Genomic DNA, 23,622 nt, shown 5'->3' with positions numbered 1-23,622 from the left:
TCAGAACGCCTCGGGGTGCACGGCCCGCGCGATCTTCTCGACCGCCAGGTGGTTGCTGGGGCCGAGATAGATCGAGTCGGAGAGCACGACGTAGCGGTTGTTCTTCGCCGCGTCCCACTGCGGGAACTGGGCGAGCAGCTTGCGCGCGTCGGCGTCCGGATCCTTCGACATGTAGTTCACGACGAGCAGGGCGTCCACGTCGGCGCTGGCCACCTGTTCCCGGGAGAGGTTGGCGAACATCTGGTCGGTCGCGCCCGCGAAGGCGTTGACCGCACCCGCCTTGGCCAGGATGTCGTTCCAGATCCCGTTGCCGCCGACCGAGCTGAACTCGCCGCCCATCGCCATGCCGGGGGTGATCACCATGACCTTCTGCTTCGGCAGGTTCGCGGTCTTCGCCCCGAAGCCGGCGATGTGCGCCTTCGAGTCGGCGATGATCCTCTCGGCACGCTCGGGCACCCCGAAGATGGCGCCGAGGTCACGCAGGAGCGCGTAGCTGTCCTCGATGGACGGCGTGCCGGTCACGGTGCCGACCGCACCGCACGAGCTCTTCGGCGCGTACGTGTCGGCCCCGACAGCGGCGAGGTCGTCGCGGGTGGCGAAGCCCGCCTCCGCGCGGAAGCCCCCGTCGTACGCGGAGATGACGAGGTCCGGCGTGAGCCCGATCATGGCCTCGCGCGGGATGTCCGACATGTCGTTGAGCGCGATGTTCCCCGTCGGCAGCCGCTTGATCGCGTCGACCCGGCCGGCCACCTCCGAGGCGCCGTACGACTGGGCGTTGGCGACGATCCGGTCGGCGACGCCGAGTTCCAGCAGCGCGGAGACCTCCGCGACGGAACCGCCGTTCATCACCACCACCCGGCTCGGCGTCCGCGAGTAGCGGTACTCCTTGCCACAGTTGGTGATCGTCACGGGGTAGCCGGCCGCCGCCGGCCCGTCCGCCAGTCCGGCCTCGCTCCTGGCCGCCGTGCAGGCGGTCGACAGCAGCAGCGCGGCGACCGCCGCCGCGAGGGGGAATCGCTTGAGTTTCATCCGGTCCTCCGCATGGTTGACGTGGCGACGGGCGTCGGCTCCGCCGCCGGTTCCGGTTGCGCTGCCGCGGCCGCCGGCCCCGGCAGGTGGTGCAGGCGGGCACTGACCAGGGCGGCGCAGGTCGCCGACGCCGCGAGCAGGAGCGCGGTGGCCGCGAAGGCCGCCGCGTGGTCGGCGAAGGGCACGCCGGGGTCACCGGGCGTCGCGCCGAGCACGGTGCGGTACCAGACCCCCGCTACCGCGACCCCGAGCGCGAGGCCGAACTGGGTGACAGTGGTCGCCATGCCCGACGCCGCGCCCGCCTCGGCGGGCCTGACCCGGCCGAGGATCCCGGCGACCAGGGGCGAGACGACCAGGCCCTGGCCGAAGCCGGCCAGCGTGACCACCGCGACGAGCAGGGGCGCCTGGGTGGACTCCGGCGCCTGGACGACCGCCGCGCTCGCCGCCAGGACGGCGGCGAGCAGGCCGCAGCCCCAGACCGGGGTCGGCGCCGACACGAGGCGCGCGACCCGCCGGTTGGCCGCCGAGCCGAGCGAGAACCCGATCCCCAGCGGCACGAACATCAGCGCCGCGGTCAGCGGCGTGAACCGCAACCCGGTCTGCAGGTAGTAGGTGAACACGAGGAACAGCCCCGCGTTGGTGGCGAACAGCGCCAGCACGGTCAGCAGGGACAGCCGCATCCCGGGGGCGGTGACGACCCGCGGTGGGAACAGCGGGTCGCCGCCGGCGAGGTGCAGGCGCCGCTGCTGGCCCACGAGCACGACGGACACGGCGAACGCGACCGGCACCCCCAGCCACAGCCACGCCGGGCCACCCGGCCCGAAGACCAGGGGCACGAGCAGGGCGGGCGCCGCCACGATGGTGAGCGCCGCGCCCGCCAGGTCGAGCCGGTGCGGCGACCTCGGCACGCTGCGCGGCAGGATCCCGCCCAACGCCAGGATCGCGATCCCGACGGGCACGTTCACCAGCAGCGCCGGCCGCCAGCCGAGACCGGCGATGTCCGCCTCGACGATGAGGCCACCGCCCGCGATGCCGCTGATCACGCCGAGCCCGATCACGACGCCGTAGACGCTGATTGCCCTGGCCAGCCGGTCCGGGTCCGGCACGGCGGCCCGGATGATCGCCAGCACCTGGGGGGCCATGAACGCCGCCGCCGCACCCTGCAGGAACCGGGCCACGATGAGCAGGTCGGCGTCCGGTGCGATGCCGCACAGCAGCGAGGTGACCGTGAAGCCGGCGACTCCCCACAGGAACACCGTGCGGTGCCCGACGCGGTCGCCGAGCCGCGCGCCGGTGACCATCAGGGCCCCGAACGCGATCACGTACGCCGCGCCGACGAACTGGATCTGGTCGAAGCCCGCGCCCAGGTCGCGCTGGATGGACGGGCTGGCCACGTTGACGACGAATCCGTCCACCTGGGTCATGAAGGTCGCGGCCAGGACCGCGCCGAGTCCGAGCCGTTCACGTCGTTCGCTCATGCTGCCCTCCGTAGGTCGCCGACGGGTGGGATCACGGCGCCGACCCGCGCCAGGGGACCGGCGGCGAGCATGCCGTCGTGGGTGCAGTCCAGCCGGTGTGCGTGGATCCGCCCGTCGACGTGCGGCTCCCAGCTCTGCGGGCCGGGCCAGTCCGGCGTCTTGCCCTCGGTCGCCTCGACGACCAGCACGTCGCCGGTGAGGCGCCGGGGCGTCCAGCCGGCGGCGAGCCGCGAGTTGCGCGCGAAGGCGTCGTATGCGAGGCGGCGCTGCGCCTCGTCGAGGCCGCCGAGCACGGCCTGGCCGAGCACGGCGGCGGCCGCGTCGTGCTCGGCGGGCGGCGGCAGGTCCCGCCAGGCGGCCGGGACCGGAAACGAGTCGAGCAGCGCGAGCAGCGCCACCGACTCGCCGGCCGCCGTGAGCTGGACGGCCGCCTCGTGCGCCACCAGGCCGCCGAAGGAGGCGCCGAGCAGGTGGTAGGGCCCGACGGGTTGGACCTCGCGGATGCGGCGCACGTGCTCGGCGGCCAGCTCGGCGACGTCCGCCCACTGCCCGTCGACCGACTGGAGCCCGTACACCGGGCGGTCGGGCAGCGTCGCCAGCAGCGCGGCGAACGACCACGCCAGTCCGGTGGCCGGCGCGACGCAGAACAGCGGCGGCCCGCTCCCCCGCGTACGCAACGGGAGCAGCACCTCCGTCGAGCCGCCACCGGTGTCCGTGGCGAGCGCCGGCGCGAGCCTCGCGACGGTCGGCGCCTCGAACACCGTCCGGATGCTGATCTCCACGCCGAACTCGGCGCGTACCCGGCCCATCAGCCGGGCGACGAGCAGGGAGTGCCCGCCGAGGGAGAAGAAGTCGTCGTCGATGCCGACCTCCGGCAGGCCGAGCAGGTCGGCGAAGAGACCGCACAGGACGGCCTCGCGGTGGTCGCGCGGCGCGCGGCCGCCGACCGTCGCGGCCAGGTCCGGCGCGGGCAGCGCCGCGCGGTCGAGCTTGCCGTTCGTGGTACGCGGGATCGCCGCCAGCGCGACGAACGCGGGCGGCACCATGTAGTCGGGCAGCCGCTCCGCCACGAACTGCCGCAGCGCGGCGGGCTGCGGCGCGGCCTCGCCGGCCGGCACGACGTAGCCGACGAGCCGCACCTGACCCGGGGTGTCCTCGCGCGGCACCACCGCCGCCTGGGCGACCTCGGGGTGCGCGAGCAGGACCGCCTCGATCTCCCCCGGCTCGATGCGGAACCCCCGGATCTTGACCTGGTCGTCCGCGCGGCCGAGGAACTCCAGGGTGCCGTCGCGCCGCCAGCGGGCCAGGTCGCCGGTGCGGTACATCCGGCCCCCCGGCGGCCCGAACGGGTCCTCGACGAACCGCTGCGCGGTCTGCTCGGGACGGTCGTGGTAGCCGCGGGCGACGGGCGCCCCGGCGAGGTACAGCTCGCCCACCGTGCCGGGCGGCACGAGCCGACGCGCCGCGTCCAACACGTACGCCCTGGTGTTGGCGAGCGGCCGACCCACGATCGGCTCGGCGCTGTCGGAGAGCCGGCACCACAGGGTGTCGACGGTGCACTCGGTGGGGCCGTACAGGTTGTAGACGCTCATGCCGGCGTCGCGCAGGGCCGTCCAGAGCGCGGGGCCGGTCGCCTCGCCGCCGAGCGCGAGCACGGCGGGCCGGTGCCGGCCGGCGTCGAGGAACCCGTTCGCCACCAACTCCTCGGCGTACGTCGGGGTGATGTCCATGAAGTCGATGCGGTGCCGGTCGACGTAGTCGAGCATCGCGGCCGGGTCGCGGCGCCGGTCGTCGTCGACGAAGTGCAGCTCGTGGCCGTCGAGCAGCCACAGCAGGCCCTCCCACGACGTGTCGAACGACAGCGACGCGGACAGCACGGCCCGGCGGACCCGGCCGCCGGACGCGGGCCGGATCATCGTGTCGCGGTGGTGCAGGAAGAGGTTCACCAGGCCGCGGTGCTCGATCACGACGCCCTTCGGCACACCCGTGGAACCGGACGTGTAGATGAGGCAGGCCGCGTGCCCGGGCGCGAGCCCGGTGTCCGGCACGGGCGTGTCGCCCGCCGCGGCCAGCTCGGCGGCGGTCGCGGGGGCGTCCACGAGCAGGACGGGGATCTGCGCCTGCCGGTGGCCGGCCCACAGCGCCTCGGTGGCGAGCACCACGACGGGTGCGCTGTCGGCCAGCATCGCCGCGACCCGCCGGGCGGGCAGGTCCGGGTCGACGGGCACGTACGCGGCGCCGGCCCGGAGCACGGCCAGCAGCGCCACGATCGCCTCCGACGTGCGGGGCAGCAGGAGCCCGACGTACCGGTCGGGACCCGCCCCCCGGGCGACGAGCAGGGCGGCGAGGCGCTCGACGCGGCGGTCGAGTTCGGCGAAGGTCAGCGTGGCGTCGCCGGCCACCAGCGCCGTACGCTCCGGCGTCGCGGCGGCCTGCGCCGCGAACAGCGCGGGCACGGTGCGCGCGGGCAGGGGTTTCGCGGTGTCGTTCCACCGCGCCAGCAGCAGCCCGCGCTCCCCGTCGAGCAGCAGGTCGACGTCCGCGACCGGTGCGTCGGGGGTGTGCGTGGCGCGGCGCAGGAAGGCGAGGAACCGGGTCAGGTGCCCGGTGAGCTCCTCGTCGTCGTAGCAGTTGGGGTTGGCGTCGAGGACGACGCGCAGGCCGCTGCCGTCCGCCCGGTCGTACACGTGGACGACCAGGTCCTCGACGAGCCCGGCGCTGACGTTGTGCACGACGCCCCGGTGGCCCGCGAAGCGCAGGCCGTAGTCGAACGGCATGATGTTGACCGACGGGCCGAACAGCTTGCGTTCGCTGGCGACCATCCTCAGGTCGCGGCGTAGCTGCTCGTAGCGGTAGCGCAGGTGCGGACGCGCGGCCCGCAGCTCGGCGGCGACCTGCTCCGCGAGCCCCGCCAGTGTGGCGGTGGGCTCGACGCGGACCCACAGCGGCACGACGTTCGTCACCATGCACGGCACCCGCAGCGACACCGACCCGAGCCGCGACATGACCGGCAGCGCGAGCGTGAGCTCGTCCGCGCCGGTCATCCGGTGCAGGTACGCCGCGAAGGCCGCGACGAGGGTCTCGCTCCACGTCGTCCCGGTGGCCCCGGCGACCGCCTTCAACGCGTCGATGTCGACGCCGTCCAGGTCGGCGGTGGCGCGCAGCACCGTACGACCCAGCTTGCCGCTGCGGTGGGCGAGCACCACCGGCGCCGCCCGGCCCGCCGCCCGGGACGTCCAGTGTTCGCGGGCGGCGGCGTACCTGTCCGAGTCGGCGTACGCCGTGTCCTCGTCGACGACGGGGGCCAGCGATCCGAACGTACGCGGCGGCGGTTCCCGCCCCTCGACGAGCGCGGTGTAGATCTCGGCCACCCGGCGGGCGACCAGGGACAGCCCGTACCCGTCCAGGGCGATGTGGTGCACACGCTGGTACCACAGGAGGTGTTCCGGGCCGAGGCGCAGGAAGGCCTGCTGGAACAGCCGGTCCTTGCGCAGGTCGACGGGGGTGTCGAGGTCCGCCCGCAGCCAGGCCGTCGCGGCGGCGAGCGGGTCCGCCTCGGCGCTGGTGTCGACCAGGTGCACCGGCCACGACGCGTCGTCGCGGGGGCGCTGCCAGGGGCGCCCCTCGGCGTCCTCCTCGAACACGACGTGCAGCGCCTCGGCCTCCCCGACCGCCCCGCGCACCGCCGCCTCCAGCAGCGGCACGTCGACCGGGCCGCGGATCTCCACGTACTCCGCGGTGTTGAAGGCGGGGCTGTCGGGGTCGAACTGCTGGCCGGTCCAGATGCCCTCCTGGGCGGCGCCCAGCGGCAGCGGCTCAGCCATCCCGGCCCACCAGCAGCTTCACCCAGTGCTCGACCGTCGGCCGCTCGGCCAGGTCGACGAAGCTGACCTCGGCGCCGGCCTCGCGCCACCGCTCCATGAGCGTCATCAGCCGCACCGAGTCGAGGCCGCAGTCGAAGAGGTCCTCCGTGTCGAAGTTCTCGTCCGGGCGACGGTGGAGCAACTCGGCGACGTCCGCCCTGATCGTCGCCGCCGTCAACTGGTCTGCCACGTCAAACCCTCCGATCTCGTACGAGGTGGACACCGGTGGGATCCGGCGGTCGACGCCGCCGGACCCCACCGCAGATCGAACGTCCGCGCGGGACTAGGCCGCCGGGTCCACGTCGTCGTAGACGGTGACCCGGTACGACACAGCCGGTTCCGGCGTCGCGGTGTGCAGCGCCCGGTGGATCAGGCTGCGGTTGTCCCAGAGGAGCATGTCGCCCTTCTCGAACGTCTGGAGGTGGATGTTCTCGTGCTCGTAGGTGCGGTCGAGCTGGCCGGTGGCCGTGAGCAGTTCCGCCAGCAGCTCCGACCGGTCGTTGCCGTCGGCGTCCTGCAGGGACAGGGTGAAACCCTCGCTGACGTAGAGCACGGTCTCGTCGGTGTGCGGGTGCGCGAACGCGAGCGGGCTCGTCACCGGCGGGGTCTTCGCGTTGACCTCGTCGATGATCTCCGAGATCGGCCGGTAGACGTCCGTCGGCCGGATCTTGAAGTACCGCAGCACGCTGTGCGTCGCCGTGGTCTCCTTGACGGCCAGCTTCAGCTCCTCGGAGAGCTTCTCGTAGGCCGTCGCCATGTTGATGAAGTACGTGCCACGGTTCTGCGACGGCACGACCTGCGGGTAGATCATGGTGATGTCGAACGGGCGCGGCATGAACTGGTAGTCCGAGTGCCAGAACTTGCCGGTCTTCGGCACCCCGATCTGGCGGCCGTCCTCCTCCTTGACGTTGGAGGAGACGAACACCTCCTTCACCTCGGGGTGGTGGTAGACCGGCTCGTAGTACTCCACGACCCGGCCCAGCCGCTCGCCGAGCGCCAGGAACTGCCGCGGCGACAGGTCCTGGTTCTTCAACACGGCGATCTTGTTGGTGTAGATGCTCTTCTTCAGCTCGACGACGTCCTGCGGCGAAGCGGTTTCCGCGTCGAAACCCTCCACGATCACGCCGAACTTCCGGCCAGCCTGCGGGCTGATTTTCATTCGCACTCCTCTGAGCGGTGGTCCCGGTTTCCGAATAACTCGGTAGTCGCGTCCGGTCGATAAACGGTTCCCGCCCCGACATGCACGGGGCGCCGAATTGCCAGCTCAATTACCGTGCTTTGGGTTCACATTTTCGCGGGCTCCTCTGCGATTCTCGGCCTGCCTCTCCCGCAGCACCTGGGCGTGGCAGGCGTGGATGACGGCGGCAACGCCGTGCGGGTCGTCGCGCACGACGAAGTGACCGCTGCCGGGGATGACGAAGTGCTGCGCCCTCGGGAGCACCCGCCGGGCCCGAAGCGCGTCGCGCAGCGGGACCACGCGGTCCTGGCCGGCCCACACGAGGTTCACCGGCGTCGCGTCGTCGGCGTCCGCGCGGAACGAATACAGTCCCGCGTACCGGGTCAGGGCGGACAGGTCGCTCGTGATCATCGAAGTCACGTCGGCGGCCGCCACCTCCGCCCGCAGGGCGACGGGTCGCGCCGACACGCTGCCCATGACGAGCCTGCGGACGAGTCCCCTGCCGAGCAGCCGGCCACGCGTCCCCGCCCCCACCGCGGCGGTCAGCCGCAGGATCGCGCGGGTCCGCACCACGCACATCGCGGCGTGGCAGGCCGCCCGGAACCCGATGCTGCACAGGGCCGTCACCGCCGCGACGGGCACGCGGCGGGCCAGTTCGAGCGCGATCACCCCGCCGAGCGAGTGCCCGACCACGTGCGGCCTGCGCAGGCCCAGCGCGACGATCCGCTGGGCCACGTACTCGGCGAGCCTCGGCACGACGTCGCGGTCGACCGCTAGCCCCGGCACGCTGCCGTGCCCGGGCAGGTCGATCGCGATGATCCGGGCGGACCCGGGGATGCGTTCCACGACGGCGTCCCAGCTCGTCCGGCCGAGACCGGCCGCGTGCAGCAGCAGCAGCTGGGGGTCCTCCGCGAGCCGGCTCGGCTCGGCCATGGTGCGACTCCGATCTTCCGTACGGACGGGTGCGCGGCACGAGGACGCGTCAGGAGGCGCTGACCATCGCCCTGCGCGACGTACCGGTCGTGTCGGCCCGATCCGGCAGTTCGTTGCCCGCGAGCGCCCTGAACCGCCGCAGCCGCAGACTGTTCGACACCACGAACACGGAACTGCCCGCCATGATCAGGCCGGCCAGCATCGGGTTGAGCAGCCCGCTCGCCGCGAGCGGGATGGCCGCGACGTTGTACGCGAAGGCCCAGAACAGGTTGCCCTTGATCGTGGCGAGGGTGCGGCGCGACAACCGGATGGCGTCCGCGACCACCCGCAGGTCGCCGCGGACCACGGTCAGGTCGCCCGACTCGATCGCCACGTCGCTGCCGGTGCCCATCGCGATGCCCAGGTCGGCCTGCGCGAGCGCGGCGGCGTCGTTGACGCCGTCACCGACCATCGCGACGACCTTGCCGTCGGCCTGGAGCCGCTTGACCAGGTCGACCTTCCCGGCGGGGAGCACCTCGGCGACCACGTCGTCGATCCCCACCTCCGCCGCGATCGCCGCCGCCACCGCGGCGTTGTCGCCGGTCAGCAGGATCGGGTGCAGCCCCAGCCGCCTGAACTGCGCGACCGCCGCCCGGCTGCTGGGCTTCACGCGGTCGGACACCACGAGGATCCCCCGCACCGCGCCGTCCCATCCGACCACGACCGAGGTGCGGCCCGCCGCGTCGGCCGTCGCCCTGGCGGCGGTCAGCTCCGAGGGCAGTTCGGTCGCCCACGAGGCGAGCAACGCCGCCCGACCGACGACCACCTCGTGCCCGTCGACCACGCCCCGCACGCCGACCCCGGCCTCGCTGGCGAAGTCCGTGATCGCGGGCAGTTGGCCGCACCGCTCCCGCGCCCCCGCCACCACGGCGCGGGCGATGGGGTGCTCCGACCCGCTCTCCAGGGCGCCCGCGAGCCGCAGCAGTTGGGCGTCGGTCACCCCCGCCACGGGCACGACCTCCACGACGGACATCTCGCCGGTGGTCACCGTGCCGGTCTTGTCGAGCACGACCGTGTCGACCGTCCTGGTGGACTCCAGCACGTGGGGGCCCTTGATGAGGATGCCGAGCTGCGCGCCCCGCCCGGTGCCGACCAGCAGCGCGGTCGGTGTCGCGAGGCCCAGCGCGCACGGGCAGGCGATGATCAGCACGGCCACCGCCGCCGTGAACGCCGCCGCGGCCGGCTGGCCCGAGCCGAGCCAGTAGCCCAGCGTGGCGAGCGACAGCGCGATCACCCCCGGCACGAAGACCGCCGACACCTGGTCCGCGAGCCGCTGGACGTCGGCCTTGCCGGTCTGCGCCTCCTCGACGAGCCGGGCCATCTGCGCGAGCTGCGTCTCGCCGCCCACCCGGGTGGCGCGCACGACGAGCCGCCCGCCGGCGTTCACCGTGGCACCCACGACGTCGTCGCCGGGCCCCACCTCGACGGGGACGGACTCGCCGGTCAGCATGCTCGCGTCGACGGCGGAGGAACCCTCCTCCACGACACCGTCGGTCGCCACCTTCTCGCCCGGGCGCACGAGGAACCGGTCGCCGACGGCGAGCGCCGAGATCGGCACCAGCACCTCGGTGCCGCCGCGCAGCACCGTCACGTCCTTGGCGCCCAGTGACAGCAGCGCACGCAGCGCGGCACCGGAGCGGCGCTTCGCGCGCGCCTCGAAGTATCGCCCGCAGAGAATGAACAGGGTCACGCCCGCGGCGACCTCCAGGTACATGTTGCCCTCGCCGGGCGTGCGCTCCAGCGTGATGCGGAACGGGTGCCGCATGCCGGGCACCCCGGCGGTACCGAGGAACAGCGTGTACAGCGACCACGCGAACGCGGCGAGCGTGCCCACCGAGACCAGCGTGTCCATCGACGCGGCGGCGTGCCGGAGGTTGGCGAAGGCGGCCCGGTGGAACGGCCACGCCCCCCACACCACGACCGGCGCGCTCAGCGTCAGGCAGGCCCACTGCCAGTATTCGAACTGGAGCTGGGAGAACATCGACATCGCGATGACCGGCACCGCCAGCACGGCGACGACCCAGAGGCGGTGCCGGGCCGCGCGCAGCTCACGGTCGTGCTCGGCCTGCTGGGCGTCCGCCGGGTCCGGGGCGTCCGCCGCCAGCGTGGCGGGCGGCTGCACCGGCCGGGCCGTGAAGCCGATCTCCTCGACGGCGGCGATCACGTCCGCCTGCGAGATCTGCGCGGTGGCCAGCACCTTCGCCTTCTCGGTGGCGTAGTTGACCGTCGCCTGCACCCCGTCGATCCCGTTGAGGCGCTTCTCGATGCGCGCCGCGCAGGCCGCGCACGTCATGCCCCCGATCACCAGTTCCAGTTGGTGCTCAGCCGTGGCCATGGGTGCCCTCCTCCGTGCTGCCGCCGGTGCTGCCATCGGTGCTGCCGGCGGGGACGGCGGCGCCGCCGTTCCTCGCGGCCTGTTCGTTGCGGGCCTTGGCCGCCGCGAAGGCCTCCTCGCTCAGGCCGTGCGGCGGCGGGTTCGGACCGTTCACGCGCAGGGTGAACGCCGCCGTGCGCACGACGCCCCCGTGCTGGAAGTCCAGGAACAGCCGGTAGTCGCCGTAGGTGGGCGCGGTGGCGTGGAAGACGATGTCCGGACCGGGCGCGGTCTGCCCGTCACCCGGCGTGCCGTCGGGGTGCACGTGCAGGTACGCCATGTCGCCGTCGCGCAGCGCGACCAGGTGCCCGAAGGCGCCCAGGTAGGGCTCCAGGTCGTCGACCGGCTTGCCGCCCCTGGCGACGCTGAGGGTCAGCTTGCCGTCCCGGCCGGGCTTGAGTTCCCCACCGAGGGTCACCGTGTAGCCGTCGACCGAGGCGGTCGTCGAGGGCGCGGGCAGCGCCTGCGGCCGGTAGTCACCCGACACCGACACGTCCGCCCCGAGCGTCTCGCCGTGGATGCCCCACAGGGGCATGTAGTCGGCGAAGACCCGGTACTCACCCGCCGCCGCGAAGGTCAACGGCACCCGCCACACGCCGTCGGAGCCGAGGTTCGGGTGCACGTGCTGGAAGTTCGTCAGGTCGCGCCGCGCCACGATGAGGTGCATCAGCTTCTCGTGCTGCGGCTTGTACTTCACCAGCGGCGTGCCGTCGTGCTGCAGGATCTGGAAGGCGAAGCTCTGCTTCGTACCCGCCGGGACGTTGTCGGTGATCACCTTCAGGGTCATGCTCTCGTGGGAGACGGCCAGGCCGCCGGGGCCTTCCTCCTCCTCGGCGGCGGCCGGCTTCGCGGCCGGTACGGGTGCGGCGGTCGGTGGGGGCCCGACCACGCGGCCGACGGTGTAGGCGCTCCCGAGCACCAGCACCAGGGCGAGCGCGAACGCGCCGAGCTTCGTCAAGGTCTTCATGAGTAACCGTCCTGTGTCGACAGGGTTGACGTGGGGGTGGACAGGGGTCGGGGGGCCGCGCCGGGCGGGCTCACCGGTCGCCGCCGGGGCCGCGCGTGCGGCCCCACCGCAGCAGGCATCCGCCGAAGGACATCCCCCCGCCGAACGCCAGCAGGAGGACCAGGTCGCCGTCGCGGAGCAGTCCGGCCCGGTTGGCGAGGTCGAGGGTGAGCGGCACGGACGCGCTGCCGACGTTCGCGTACTCCTCCACCGTCCGGTGCGTGCGCGCGGCGGTCAGCCCGCACGCGCGTACCAGCTCGTCGAGGAGCAGGCCGTTGGGCTGGTGCGGTACGACGTGCGTGACGTCCGCCGCGCCGACGCCCGCCCCGGCCAGCAGCTTGTCCACGAACGGCGGAAGCTCCTGCAGGACGAGCCCGGTCACGCCCCGGCCGTCCATCCGGAAGAAGTGGCCGCCGTCCGCCACGGTCGTCGCCGACGCCGGCGTCCGGCTGCCGCCCGCCACCACCCGGATCAGGTCGCCGGCGTCGCCCCGGCTGGCCAGCTCGTGGCCGACGACGCCACGGTCCGGTGACGTCGCCCCCACGACGGCCGCGCCCGCGCCGTCACCGAACAGCACGGCGGTGCGCCGGTCGTCGAAGTCCAGGATGCGCGAGTAGACGTCGGCGCCGACCACCAGCGCGTGCGCGCCCGGCCGCTGTGCCACCAGCGACTGCGCCAGCACCAGGGCGTGCACGAATCCCGCGCAGACCGCGTTGACGTCGAAGCACGCCGCCCCGTACGCGCCGAGACGGTCCTGCACCAGGCAGGCCGTCGGCGGCTGCGGGTGGTCCGGGGTCGACGTCGACACGATGAGGTAGTCGAGGCGGTCGGCCCCGAGGCCCGCGTCCCGCAGCGCACGGGTCGCGGCCCGCGCCGCGAGGTCCGACGTGGCATCCTCCGCCGCGGCGAATCGGCGCGAACGAATTGCGGTCCTGCGGGCGATCCATTCCGGGCTCGCACCCGGTACGCGCCGCGCGATTTCCTCGTTCGGCAATGCTCGCGCTGGCACCCAGGAACCGGTGCCCAGAATTCCGACGGATGAGGACACGGCAGACTCCAGAGGAGAGGCATTTCGTGTCTGCAAATTAGCCGAGTCGAACCATCGACCGCAATCACGTGAACCACTAATCGGGCGCCACCCGCCGCACAAATTACCGAGCGATGGCGGAAACAATTTCGCGGCGGTGGAAGACGCAATTTCGGAGCAACCGGGGGCGGGGCGCGCGGTGACCGGCGAGTGGTCACGGGCCGCCCGGCGGCGGACCGGGACGAGTCGTACCCCGCCCAGTGGACGTCCGTCGCGGGCCGGGGCGCGACGTGCTCGCCGACCCGGCGGCGGCCGGGCGGCACGGCGGGAGGGCACCGCGGCGGCGGCCGGGCGGCACGGCAGGGAGGCACCGCGGCGGCGGCCGGGCGGCACGGCAGGGAGGCACCGCGGCGGCGGCCGGGCGGCACGGCAGGGAGGCACCGCGGCGGCGGCCGAGCGGCGGCGACACGGCAGGGAGCCACCGCGGCGTCGCCCGCGGGCGCGGGCGGACACGGTGGCTCAGGTGCGGGAGACGTCGGCGTGCGGCACGCCGGGGACGCGGCCGTGGCGGGACCCGGTCCGCACCGCGCCGCTGGTGGCCGCGCCGCGCCGGCGACGCGGGGAGGCCGGGTCAGCGCTGCTTCACCTGGACGGCGTCGCGCGCCCACCTCGACGGTGGGCGCGCGACGCCGTCCGCGTTCAGCCGGTGGCCGCCAGCGCCCCGCCCGGCAGGAGGCACTCGTCAGCCGTGGGCCAACGCGTGGGATCGTCGCCGAGGGTGACGAGTTCGGCGACCTGGAGGCGGCACCACGGCGAGACGGCGATGTCGCCCGTGCCCACCGCGTACACGAAGTCCGCCCACGCGACCCACTCGAAGTCGCCGATGGCGGCCGGGTCCGGGGTCGGGCGTTCGTCGGTCACCACCCGGAACACCGGCGACACGGCGTTCTCCGCCACGCCGTTGTCCATCACCGCGCGGTACCGGAAGGCGGGCAGGACCAGGTCCGGCGCGGGCGCCGCCAGGCCGAGTTCGGCCCGCACCGTGCGGGTCACCGCTGCGGCGACGGGCTCACCGGGCGCGGGGTGCCCGTAGCACGAGTTCGTCCAGATTCCCGGCCAGGTGCGCGTCCGGTCGCTGCGCATGGTGAGCAGCAGCTTCGCGTCGGCGGTGAAGACGTAACAGGAGAACGCCAGGTGCAACGGCGTACGGAGGTGGTGCACCGTCGCGCCCTCGGTGGCGCCCACGCACCGGCCCTGTTCGTCGAGCAGCACGACCTGCGCCATGGTGTCCCTCCCCAACGGGATTCAGCTCGCCTGGGCGAAGGCGGCGGCGATCACGGTTCCCCACCCGGTGCTCGCCACCTGTAGCGGCACCAGCTTCGCCCGGGGCCGCAGGAACGCCAGCGCCTCGGTGAGAGGCTTGCCGCGCACGCCGCGCCAGGTTCCCGAGACGTGCGCCAGCGCGAACGCGATGGCGGCGATCATCGGGACCGCGCCCCAGGTGAACCCGCCGATGGCGAGCACCGAGACGCACACGGTGGAGCCGCCGACGGCGATCAGGCAGCTCGCGACCGCCATCGCGCGGGGCAACCCCAGGGCGCGCACACAGGTGCGGATGTTGAAGGCCGCGTCCTCCGGCCAGTCCTCCGCGGTGTTGACCATGACGATGCCGACCTGGTTCAGGCCGAAACCGATGATCACGGCCAGCAGGGGCCACGACAGCTCACCGGGCACGGACCGCACGACGACGAGCATCGGCAGCCAGATCAGCACCGCGGCGAGGCCGGGGATCTGCCCCACGCCGGAGTTCTTCAGGTACACCGGTCCGATCGAGTACTGGGCGCCGATCCAGAGGGTGAACGCGACCAGGGGCAGGATGTCCCAGTGCCCGGTGCGGAACGTGAAGTAGGTGGCGAGGGCGAGCACGCCGGCGCCGGTCGCACCGATCTGCCACCGCACGTTGCGCAGCCCCAGCCCGTACACCGCCTGGGACAGCCACGTCTTGTACACGGCGTCGACGTCGCGGTCGGCGTACGCGTTTGTCATGTCGATGAAGTGCATGATGGAGAGCGCCATCACGATCACCAGCGCGAAGTGGACCGACGCCAGTGCGCCCACGTCGTCGACCGACAACAGCGACGGGATCGCGTAGATGGCCAGCATGACGGGGAGGAACTCGACCCGGCGGATACGGATCGAGTGGTAGATCGGGCGCCGCGCGGTTGGCGCGGCCGGGGTGGGCGCGCCCGCGCGCGCCTCGTCGACGGTCATGGTGTCTTCCTTCGGGGTTGAGGACCGTGCGCGCCTCCGACCACGGTCAGAGGATCTGGATGCGCTGGAGGTGCCGGGAGGAGTTGCCGCGGAAGGCGTTGCGGCCGTGCAGCAGCGCCTGGTTGTCGACGACGACGATGTCGCCGTCGACCCACTCGTGGTGGTAGCAGACGTCCGGGTCGTGCAGCCGGTCGCGCAGGTCGGCCATGAACGGCTCGGCCTCCTCGGCCGACCTGCCGCCGACGGAGACCCACACCGGGTTGCGGTAGCGCTCCGGGTCGAGCGGCTCGCCGTACCGCATGATCGTTTCGCCGGTCTCGGAATGCGTGGTGAGCAGTGGCGACACCGTCTCGCCGCCGTAGTAACCGAGCTTCTCCGTGCGGTAGCTGACCTCCGTCGCCGCCCACTCGCGCACCAGCTCCGGCGAGGCGCGCCGGATCACGTCGGTGCTGTCGGAGAACACCGTCTCGCCGCCGCCACCGGGCACCGGCGCCTCCACGCACTGGAAGAGGAAGTACCGCGGCGCGGCCCGGGCGAACGCGCCGTCCCAGTGGAACGGCACGTCGGTGCGGCTGAACAGGTAGTTCTTCGGTTCCTCCTGCACCACCAGGTCCAGGATCGCGCCGAAGTCCCAGGTCAGCACCTCGCCCCACGTCTCGCAGTAGGTGAGCAGGTCCGCCTTGTCCAGCAGCGGGAATCCGCGCAGGACGACCACCTTGGACTCGATGGTCCAGCGCTCCAGCGTCGCGGGCGCGATGCCGCGCAGGTCGGCCCCGTCGTGCCGCGCCGTCACCAGCGTGCCGAACGGCGCCAGCGGCGTGTGGTCGACGCGCAACTCGTCTGTCGTGGTCATGACGCGATCTCCTCCTGCCGGAAGTGGGGGTTGACGTAGTGGCTCGGCCGGCCGTTGCGCCAGACCAGCGAGGCCTGGTAGCTCTCGGCCTGGCTGCGCTTGACCAGCGTGAGGGTGTCGCCGTCGTCGAGCACGACGCCGTGCCACGGCGTCAGCCAGCTGTCCCTGGTGCGGATGAGGTGCAGGCCGATCTTCTCGGCGTGCCGGGCCTGCGGGTGGATGGACAGCCGCAGCGAGTCCGGGAACCTCGTGCCCACCAGGTCGCCCCAGGCCCTGCTGCGCCGGATCATCTGGTACGCGAACTCCTTGCAGTGCTCGCGCAGCTTCGTCCGGCTCATGCCGGGGTGCAGCGGGGCCTGGTCCTCGAGCATGAAGCGGTGCATGCCGTTGAACAGCGACCGGGCGCCCACGTCGGTCAGCACCTCGGCGCGGATGGCCTCCAGGGGCGTGGCGTACCCGTCCAGGAGCAGCCCGCGCATCTCGTCGTAGGGCATCGCCCCGAACGCGTCGTCCAGCGAGTACAGCGACACCGAGGACGCGCCGGTCTGGTCGATGATGCGCTGCAGCTCCGTGCGGTACGCGGTCACGTCCTCGTCGGGGATACCGAGCAGGTCGGAGAAGACGTGGCCGTCGGAGCAGATGAGGATGCGCGCGCCCGTCGGGTGGTAGTGGCTGACCTGCTCGCAGAAGGACTGCAGGAACTCGACGGAGATCCGCTCACCGAGGTCGGGCAGCGAACCGACCACCTTCTCCGGGTTGCGGGACTTGGCGGGGAACGCCGGCAGCACGAAGTGCAGCGGTTCGCCGCTGCGTACGTAGTGGCCCACCCGCTCCTCGTGCGTGGCGAAGCAGTCGTCGCACGGCCGCCCCCCGCACGGGTCGTCGGCGTGCTCGAGACGGCGGAAGCGGAAGACCAGTTCGAGTATCTGCCGGGCGAGCGTGCGCTCCCGACTACCGACCTGTTCGTCCTCGGCAACGGTCATGTCGTGTCCGTTCGCATCGTGGTTTCCATGGCGCCGGAGGGCGGACCGACCGGGGCGACACGGTGGCGCCGCGCGCCGCGCGCGCCCTTCGGTGTGTCGATGTGCACCAGCTCCGTACGCGTGCTGATCTTCAATTTCCGGTAGGCCCGCGTCAGGTGCTGCTCGACCGTGCTGACGGTGATGAAGAGCCGGTCGCCGATCTCCCGGTTGGTGTGTCCCCGGGCGGCCAGGTTGACCACGCGACGCTCGGCGTCGGTCAGGGTGGCGAGCCCGTCCGCGGCCCCGGCCACCTGGGGGTCGAGGGTGTCGTGGGACGGTGTGAGCCTGCGCCGCAGCAGCTCGGCGTGGCAGCCCTCGGCGAGTTGCAGGGCGTGCGCGCCCATCATCTTGGCGCGCCCGAACTCGCCGAGCGCGTGCCCGGTCTGGCTCAGGTCGGCGAAGACGTGTGCGAGCTCGTGCCGGTCGCCACTGGCGTGCAGCAGGTCCATCGCCTCGCGCAGCATCACCTGACGTTGCTTGGGCGCGTACGCCGCCGCCAGCGCGCGCAGGCCCATGCCCCTGGCGCGGGGAGCGTCCCCGCCCGGCAGCGCCAGGTGCTCGGTGACCAGCTTCCGCGCCCGCTCCGGCCGGTCCATCCGCACGTACAGCCGGGCCAGGTCGACCCGCCACGGCAACGCGGAGGGATCGTCTGCGCCCCACCCCACGGCGAGCTGGCCGGTGGTCTGGAAGTCCGCGAGCGCGGCGTGCCGCCGGTCGGCGGCGTCGTAGTAGACGCCCCGGGCCCGCAGGTACTGCGGCCAGAACAGGCTCTGGCGCATCGCGGCCGGGGTGGGCTGCCGCAGGACCGCCTCGGCCCGGGCGAGCTGCCCGGTCATCGTGCAGGCGAGGGCGAGGTGCGCGAGCGGTGAGCCGACCGCCACACCCCAGGCGGCCGGCGACATGGTGTCCAGCGCGGCACGTGCGTGTCGTTCCGCGGCGACCAGGTCGCCGCGGCACAGGGCGACGGCCGCGCGCACGTCGGCCAGGACGGCCCGCCAGCTCGTGATCTGGTACGACTCGGCCTCCTCGGCCAGCTTCTCGCACCAGTCGTCGGCGTGGTCGAGGCGGTCGGCGTGGATCAGCACCCGCAGCGACTGCCACACCGCCACCAGCAGGGAGTCCCCCGCGCGGGCGCGTTGCAGCACCTCCTCCGCGCGGTCCACCGCGCCGGCCTGGCCGGTGTCGCCGGGCGCGGTGTGATCGGCGCCGGCCAGCGGGCGGCAGTGCCGCAGCCACTCCCGGGTGGCCAGGTGTTCGGCGCCGAGGTCCGGGTCCGGGTGCGCCGCCAGGTCACCCACCCTGCCGAGCATCTCCAGTGCGTGGGCGTGCCTGCCCTGCCAGGCGAGCGACCGGGCGAGCAGTAGCGTGTCGGTGTCGTCGAGGAGGCCGGCGCGGCCCGCCTCCAGCAGCGGCGACAGGTGGCGTGCGACGGCCTCGGGGTCGCCGCGCCAGTGCGCCCGCACGAGGGCGGCCCGCACCGCGGCGCGCTCCCCGTCGTCGTCGCTGGAGCGCAACGCCAGCTCGAGGCAGTCCACCGCGTGCGGTACCGCGCCGCGGCTGACGGCCTCCTCGGCCGCCGCGAGCAGCACCGGCGCGGCCCAGGGCTCGGCCGGGTCGCCGATCCCCACGAGCTGGGCGGTGACCTCGGCGAGGGACGCGCCCTGCTCGTGCAGCAGTCGCGCGGCCCGCGACCGCAGCGCCGAACGCGTCCGCGGCGGGCAGTCGTCGAGCACCGCGGCCCGCACCGCCGGGTGGTGGTAGGAGTGCCCCCGGGTCAGGCCCGCGTCGGTGATCGCGCCGAGCACCTGCCGGGTGGTCCCCGCGCCCAGCTCGACCATCCCGGCGACGAGCTCGGCGGACGCGGACGGGCCGACGACCGCGAGGACGCGGGCCACCTCCAGCAGCCGGGGGTCGCTGCGGTGCAGGCAGGCGAGCGCGGCCTGGACGAACGACTCGCCCACAGTCGGTCCGAGGTCGTCGCCGGGCGCGGCGAGCGAGTCGTCGACAAGCGCGTGCACGAGCATCGGGTTGCCGCCGCTGACGGCGTGCGCCGGCGCGGCGAGCCGCCGGGCGACCTCCGGCCGGATCCGTTCGGCGAGCAGGCGGCCGACGCCGTCGGGCGACAGCGGTCGCAGCCGCAGGTGGCGGCAGTGGGGTTGCCGCGTGAGTTCCGCCCGGAAGGCGGCGCTCTCGGGCCGCGCCCCGACGCACCCGCTGAGCACGAGCAGCACCCGCGCGAAGCGGATCCGCCGTTGCAGGTACAGCAGCGCCCGCAACGACAGGGAGTCCGCGAACTGGACGTCGTCGACGACTACCACCAGGGTCCGCTCGGCGGCGACGTCCAAAAGGACCTGACAGACGTCCTCGAGCAGTTGTGCCTCGTCCTGCCGTCGGGCGGGGGTGTCCGGACCGCCCGACGGGCCGTCGTCGCGGCGCAGCAGCGGCAGGTAGTCGGCCGCCACGGCCTGGGCCCGCAGGCTGTGGAACAGCTGCCCGAGGGCCGCCATCCGGATGCCGCTCTCCGCGACCGAACAGGCGGCGGTCAGCACGAGCGCGCCGTCGCCGGCGGCCACCTCGGCGGCGGCGTTCACCAGCCTGGTCTTGCCGCTGGCGACGCCGCCGTCGACCAGGGCCACCCGGCCCTGGCCCGTGGCCGCCGTCGCGTACGTCTCGGCGAGGTCGGCCAGCAGGTGTTCTCTCTCGATCAGTGCCATGTGGGTCACCTCCGCACACTCCTGAGGCTCGGGTCGACCGGTGACTCACCCCGGTCGTTCGGCATGGGCGTACGTGGCGCCGCCGCGCGAGGCCGGGCTCAGCGACCTGGTGTGCGCCCTGATGCTGCGCAGCACCGCGGACATGTTGTCGTTGAGATAGAAGTGGCCGCCGGGGTGGACGACGACCTCGAATCCCGCATCGGTGTGTTCCTGCCACGCCCGGGCCTCGTCGACAGTCACCCGGGGGTCGCTGTCGCCGATGTGGGCGACGATGGGGCAGTCCAGTCGTGGCCCGGGCCGGTACTCGTAGGTCTCGGCCGCGATGTAGTCGCTGCGGATGGCGGGAAGCACCATCCGCAGCACGTCCTCGTCCGCGAGCAGCGCGCTGTCGGTGCCGGCCAGGGCGCGTACCTCGGCGATCAGGCCGGCGTCGTCGCGCAGGTGGGTCCGCTCCACCTTGTGCAGGTGCGGCGCCCGCCGGCCGGAGACGAACAACGCGGTCGGGCCGACGCCCGCCCGCCGCAGCCGCAGCGCGACCTCGAATCCGATGGTCGCGCCGAGGCTGTGGCCGAACACGGTCAACGGCCGGTCGACCAGCGGTAGCAGCGCCGCCACCAGCCCGTCCGCGATCTCGTGGGCCGAGGTGAGGCCCGGTTCCCGCAACCGGTCCTGGCGACCGGGGTACTGGACGGCGAGCACGTCGACCTCGGGGGCCAGTTCCCTGGCCACCCGGCCGAAGTAGCTCGCCGAGCCACCGGCGTGTGGCAGGCACAGCAGCCTGCTCGCCGCCGCGTCCGCCGGCTGGAACCGGCGTACCCACAGGTCGGTGTCTGTCATCTCGTTCACCCCAGGAATCCGCTCGCGCTCGTCGGTGGCGGGTCGTGCGGCGCCGTCAGCGGCCCGCGTCCGCCCGGGCCTCGCTCCAGCTGATCGTGGTCGGCCGGACCGCGGCCAGGTCGCTGGTCGTCCAGCTGTCCACGACGTCGATTCGGACGTCGCCCTCCGCCGGCGTGTCGACGCCGTCGAAGAAGAAGGCATTGACAATCTCGGTCGCATTGATCGGCATGATGATCCCTTTCAGCGGTCTGGCCCGGTGGTGCGGATCGCCACCTAAACCTGCTGGACCGGGCCCTTTTCAACAAGGTCTGCACTCATCGTCTCCGGCAAGGTTCATCACGGGATGACCGTGAATCGCTCACACCCCGCCGGGCCGGCATCTCCGCCGGCTCTTGTCAATCAGCGCATCGACCATTTCCGGCGTCAGCTGCCTTTCGGAAGCGCGGCTTATCGCCACCGCGGCGCGCCGGAACCGTTGCCCGGCAGGGGCGCCGCGCGCCTCGGCGGCCGGCGGCGTGACCTCGGGAATTGCTCCCCGCCCGCAGCGGGAGCAACCAGGGAGAACCCGGGGGCGCGGTTCCCAGATCGGCAGTGTGTCGTTCACCTGACCGGGATGAGGGCCTCATGCCCCAGCCCGGGCCGACAATGGCTGACCAGGGGCTCCGCGCTTGCAGCCAAATGGCGTAGCAGGTGTACCCGCAGATCCTGCGGGGTGTCCTAGGGGTGCCTCGCCAATGACCGTCGGTGGGAAGCTCGGCGCAGCTGGAAACGCGCTTCTGGCGCCTCTTCCCACCGGAGTGAACCTATGAAGTTCTCTGTACTCGGCAGCACCGAGGTCGCCGAACGCGGCGTCCAGCTCGAGCTTGGCGGGGTCAGGCAGCGGGCGATCCTCGGCTACCTCCTGCTGAACGCCAACAAGGTCGTGGCGACCAGCCAGATCCTGCACGCGATGTGGGACGGCAACCCACCCCCCACCGCCCGCAAGATGGTCCAGAACGCGGTGTCGGGCATCCGCCGGATGCTCGTCGCCAACACCGACCCGGTCACCGTGCCCGTCCTGCGCACCCACCCGCCGGGCTACCAACTGCGCGTGGACACCGAGACCGTGGACCTGTTCCGGTTCCGCAGGCTGGTCCGCGAGGGACGCAACGCCAACGCCGCGGGCAGCCCTGCCCGGGGCGCCGAACTACTGCACGAGGGGCTGTCGCTGTGGCGCGGACGCGCCCTCGCCGACCTCGTCGAAACCGGCGTCTGCTGGTCGGAACTGGTCGCCATCGAGGACGAGCGGCTGTCCGCGCTGGAAGACCGCCTGGAGGCCGAGCTGGCCTGCGGCCGGCACCGCGAGATCACCCCCGAACTGGAGGTGCTCACCGCGACCGAACCGATGCGGGAACGCCTCTGCCACCAGTTCATGCTCGCGCTCTACCGGTCCGGACGTCAGGTCGACGCGCTGCGCGTCTACCGGCGCACCCGCGAGGCGCTCGTCGACGGGCTCGGCCTCGAACCCGGTCGGGGTCTGCAGGAACTGCAACAGCGGATCCTCGAGCACGACGTGAAGATCCAGATGCCGGCACTGGTGGGCTGACCTGCCCGCACCCGGCCGCCGTCGATCCCGCGATTACCCGGGCGTGGACCGCGTACGGGCAACATGTGCTCCCGTGGCGGTCCACGACGCCCAGGCATCGACGGCCGGCGGCAACCCTTTCCCAGCGATTCCTAGCGAGGACGACATGGCGGACAAGTGCCCGGTGCACGGGCATGAGATGTTGCTGGACGACGACTACTACGCGAGCCCGTACGCGCCCTACGCGCTCTACGCCTCGCTGCACCGCGAGGGCCCCGTACACCGGACCTGTCTCGACGACAACAGCCCGGTGTGGCTGGTCACCGGCTACGACGAGGTCCACGCCGGGCTGCGCGACAGGCGCCTCGCCCGGCCGCGCGAGTTCGCGAACGACGACTTCACCACGAAGCGCTTCCCCGAGGGCGAGGCGACGGGCACGATCGTCACCACGGACCCGCCGGAGCACACGCGGCTCAAGCGCATGGTCAACTTCACCTTCCTGCCCCGCAACGTCGAGACCTTCCGCCCACGGGTGCACGAGCTGGTGAACACCCGCCTCGACGAGATCGAGGCGGCCGGGGGCGGCGACCTGGTGGAGGACTACGCCGCCGCGTTGCCGATCACCATCATCTGCGACGTGCTCGGCATCCCCGACAACTACCGCAAGGAACTCAAGCACTGGGCGGACCTGGCGTTCGGCGGCGACGACGCGACGAACGCGGTGACCCGCGAGCAGCTCTCGAAGTTCGTCAACGAGGTCCGGATGCAGAAGGCGCAGGAGCCCGGCACGGACCTCATGTCGTACTGGATCCACGCCAAGAACGCCGACGGCGAGCCGGAACTCAGCGTGTTCGAGGTGATGAGCCTCGCGCTGCTCACGCTGCTGGGCGGGTACGACACGACCGCCGGAATGATCAGCCGTGGCGCCCTGGCGCTGCTCGACAACCCGGAGACGCTGGCGCGGCTGCGCGAGGACCCGGACCTCTTCGACGTGGCCGTCGAGGAGATGCTGCGGATGTACGGCTCCGTGCACCACGGCTTCCGCCGCTTCGCCACGGAGGCCATGGAGATCGGCGGCACCCGGATCGGCAAGGGCGACACCGTGTACCTGCACCTGACCGCGGCGGGCAACGACCCGAAGCGCTTCGCCGACCCGCACGTGCTCGACATCGACCGCGCCGACAAGGCACACCTGGCCTTCGGCGGCGGCGCGCACTTCTGCTCGGGCTCCGAGCTGGCGCGGATCGAGACGACGGTGGCGCTGCGCACGCTGTTCACCCGGTTCCCCGACATCAAACTGGCCGCGCCCCGGGACTCGCTGAAGCTGCGGCACTCACCGCTGATGCCGGCGCTGATGCATCTCCCGGTCACGGTCTGACGGCACCGCCACCCCACGGCCCGCAACACATTCCCTGTCCGACAAGAGGTTGCTGAA

The 23,622-nt window shown here is 72.9% G+C and carries 18 protein-coding genes; 2 read left to right on the top strand and 16 right to left on the bottom strand.

The window, feature by feature from the left end:
• The 16 genes from ACQ452_RS06245 to ACQ452_RS06170 form a co-directional block, all read right to left on the bottom strand.
• Positions 1-1,029 carry an ABC transporter substrate-binding protein gene (locus ACQ452_RS06245; RefSeq protein WP_433390845.1) on the bottom strand — a complete coding sequence of 343 codons (1,029 nt, stop codon included), beginning with the start codon at positions 1,027-1,029 and terminating at the stop codon, positions 1-3.
• The gene (locus tag ACQ452_RS06240; protein ID WP_433390842.1) at positions 1,026-2,507 is read right to left on the bottom strand and encodes an MFS transporter; all 1,482 of its coding nucleotides are present in this window, start codon (positions 2,505-2,507) and stop codon (positions 1,026-1,028) included. Before ACQ452_RS06240 ends, ACQ452_RS06245 begins: the two co-directional genes overlap by 4 nt.
• Complete coding sequence (locus tag ACQ452_RS06235) at positions 2,504-6,331, bottom strand: amino acid adenylation domain-containing protein (RefSeq protein ID WP_433390840.1); 3,828 nt, start codon at positions 6,329-6,331, stop codon at positions 2,504-2,506. Before ACQ452_RS06235 ends, ACQ452_RS06240 begins: the two co-directional genes overlap by 4 nt.
• A complete protein-coding gene (locus ACQ452_RS06230) occupies positions 6,324-6,560 on the bottom strand; it encodes a phosphopantetheine-binding protein (RefSeq protein ID WP_433390837.1) in 237 nt (78 codons plus the stop codon). The genes ACQ452_RS06235 and ACQ452_RS06230 overlap by 8 nt, the downstream gene beginning before the upstream one ends.
• 93 nt (positions 6,561-6,653) lie before the next feature.
• The gene (gene scoE / locus ACQ452_RS06225; RefSeq protein ID WP_433390834.1) at positions 6,654-7,529 is read right to left on the bottom strand and encodes a (3R)-3-[(carboxymethyl)amino]fatty acid oxygenase/decarboxylase; all 876 of its coding nucleotides are present in this window, start codon (positions 7,527-7,529) and stop codon (positions 6,654-6,656) included.
• Between the two features lie 105 nt (positions 7,530-7,634).
• Entirely contained in the window at positions 7,635-8,480 is an 846-nt protein-coding gene (locus ACQ452_RS06220; RefSeq protein ID WP_433390831.1) for an alpha/beta fold hydrolase, read from the bottom strand.
• A 49-nt stretch (positions 8,481-8,529) separates the two neighbouring features.
• A complete protein-coding gene (locus tag ACQ452_RS06215) occupies positions 8,530-10,854 on the bottom strand; it encodes a heavy metal translocating P-type ATPase (protein ID WP_433390828.1) in 2,325 nt (774 codons plus the stop codon).
• Positions 10,841-11,860 (bottom strand): hypothetical protein, encoded by a 1,020-nt coding sequence (locus ACQ452_RS06210; RefSeq protein ID WP_433390825.1) that lies wholly within the window; start codon positions 11,858-11,860, stop codon positions 10,841-10,843. The genes ACQ452_RS06215 and ACQ452_RS06210 overlap by 14 nt, the downstream gene beginning before the upstream one ends.
• Positions 11,861-11,930: 70 nt before the next feature.
• Complete coding sequence (locus ACQ452_RS06205) at positions 11,931-12,947, bottom strand: 3-oxoacyl-ACP synthase III family protein (RefSeq protein ID WP_433390822.1); 1,017 nt, start codon at positions 12,945-12,947, stop codon at positions 11,931-11,933.
• A gap of 678 nt (positions 12,948-13,625) precedes the next feature.
• A complete protein-coding gene (idi, locus tag ACQ452_RS06200; RefSeq protein ID WP_433390820.1) occupies positions 13,626-14,210 on the bottom strand; it encodes an isopentenyl-diphosphate Delta-isomerase in 585 nt (194 codons plus the stop codon).
• Between the two features lie 21 nt (positions 14,211-14,231).
• Positions 14,232-15,197 (bottom strand): UbiA family prenyltransferase, encoded by a 966-nt coding sequence (locus tag ACQ452_RS06195; protein WP_433390818.1) that lies wholly within the window; start codon positions 15,195-15,197, stop codon positions 14,232-14,234.
• A gap of 46 nt (positions 15,198-15,243) precedes the next feature.
• Complete coding sequence (locus tag ACQ452_RS06190; protein WP_433390815.1) at positions 15,244-16,050, bottom strand: TauD/TfdA dioxygenase family protein; 807 nt, start codon at positions 16,048-16,050, stop codon at positions 15,244-15,246.
• Positions 16,047-17,033 (bottom strand): L-tyrosine/L-tryptophan isonitrile synthase family protein, encoded by a 987-nt coding sequence (locus ACQ452_RS06185; protein ID WP_433390812.1) that lies wholly within the window; start codon positions 17,031-17,033, stop codon positions 16,047-16,049. Before ACQ452_RS06185 ends, ACQ452_RS06190 begins: the two co-directional genes overlap by 4 nt.
• Positions 17,030-19,786, bottom strand: a complete 2,757-nt coding sequence (locus tag ACQ452_RS06180) for a helix-turn-helix transcriptional regulator (protein ID WP_433390809.1) — start codon at positions 19,784-19,786, stop codon at positions 17,030-17,032. The genes ACQ452_RS06185 and ACQ452_RS06180 overlap by 4 nt, the downstream gene beginning before the upstream one ends.
• Before the next feature lie 45 nt (positions 19,787-19,831).
• Positions 19,832-20,623 (bottom strand): thioesterase II family protein, encoded by a 792-nt coding sequence (locus ACQ452_RS06175; RefSeq protein WP_433390807.1) that lies wholly within the window; start codon positions 20,621-20,623, stop codon positions 19,832-19,834.
• A gap of 55 nt (positions 20,624-20,678) precedes the next feature.
• Positions 20,679-20,852, bottom strand: a complete 174-nt coding sequence (locus ACQ452_RS06170) for a hypothetical protein (protein ID WP_433390804.1) — start codon at positions 20,850-20,852, stop codon at positions 20,679-20,681.
• Between the two features lie 576 nt (positions 20,853-21,428).
• Here ACQ452_RS06170 and ACQ452_RS06165 point away from each other — a divergent pair.
• Together ACQ452_RS06165 and ACQ452_RS06160 are read left to right on the top strand one after the other, a co-directional pair.
• The gene (locus tag ACQ452_RS06165) at positions 21,429-22,208 is read left to right on the top strand and encodes an AfsR/SARP family transcriptional regulator (RefSeq protein ID WP_433390801.1); all 780 of its coding nucleotides are present in this window, start codon (positions 21,429-21,431) and stop codon (positions 22,206-22,208) included.
• Positions 22,209-22,353: 145 nt separating this feature from the next.
• Entirely contained in the window at positions 22,354-23,565 is a 1,212-nt protein-coding gene (locus ACQ452_RS06160) for a cytochrome P450 family protein (protein WP_433390798.1), read from the top strand.
• Positions 23,566-23,622 lie beyond the last annotated feature (57 nt).

Origin of the sequence: Micromonospora sp. KLBMP9576 (genome assembly GCF_050941805.1) — a bacterium.
Lineage (GTDB): Bacteria > Actinomycetota > Actinomycetes > Mycobacteriales > Micromonosporaceae > Micromonospora.
The sequence above is the reverse complement of the archived record's forward strand: the minus strand, read 5'-3'. Positions and strand labels throughout refer to the sequence as shown.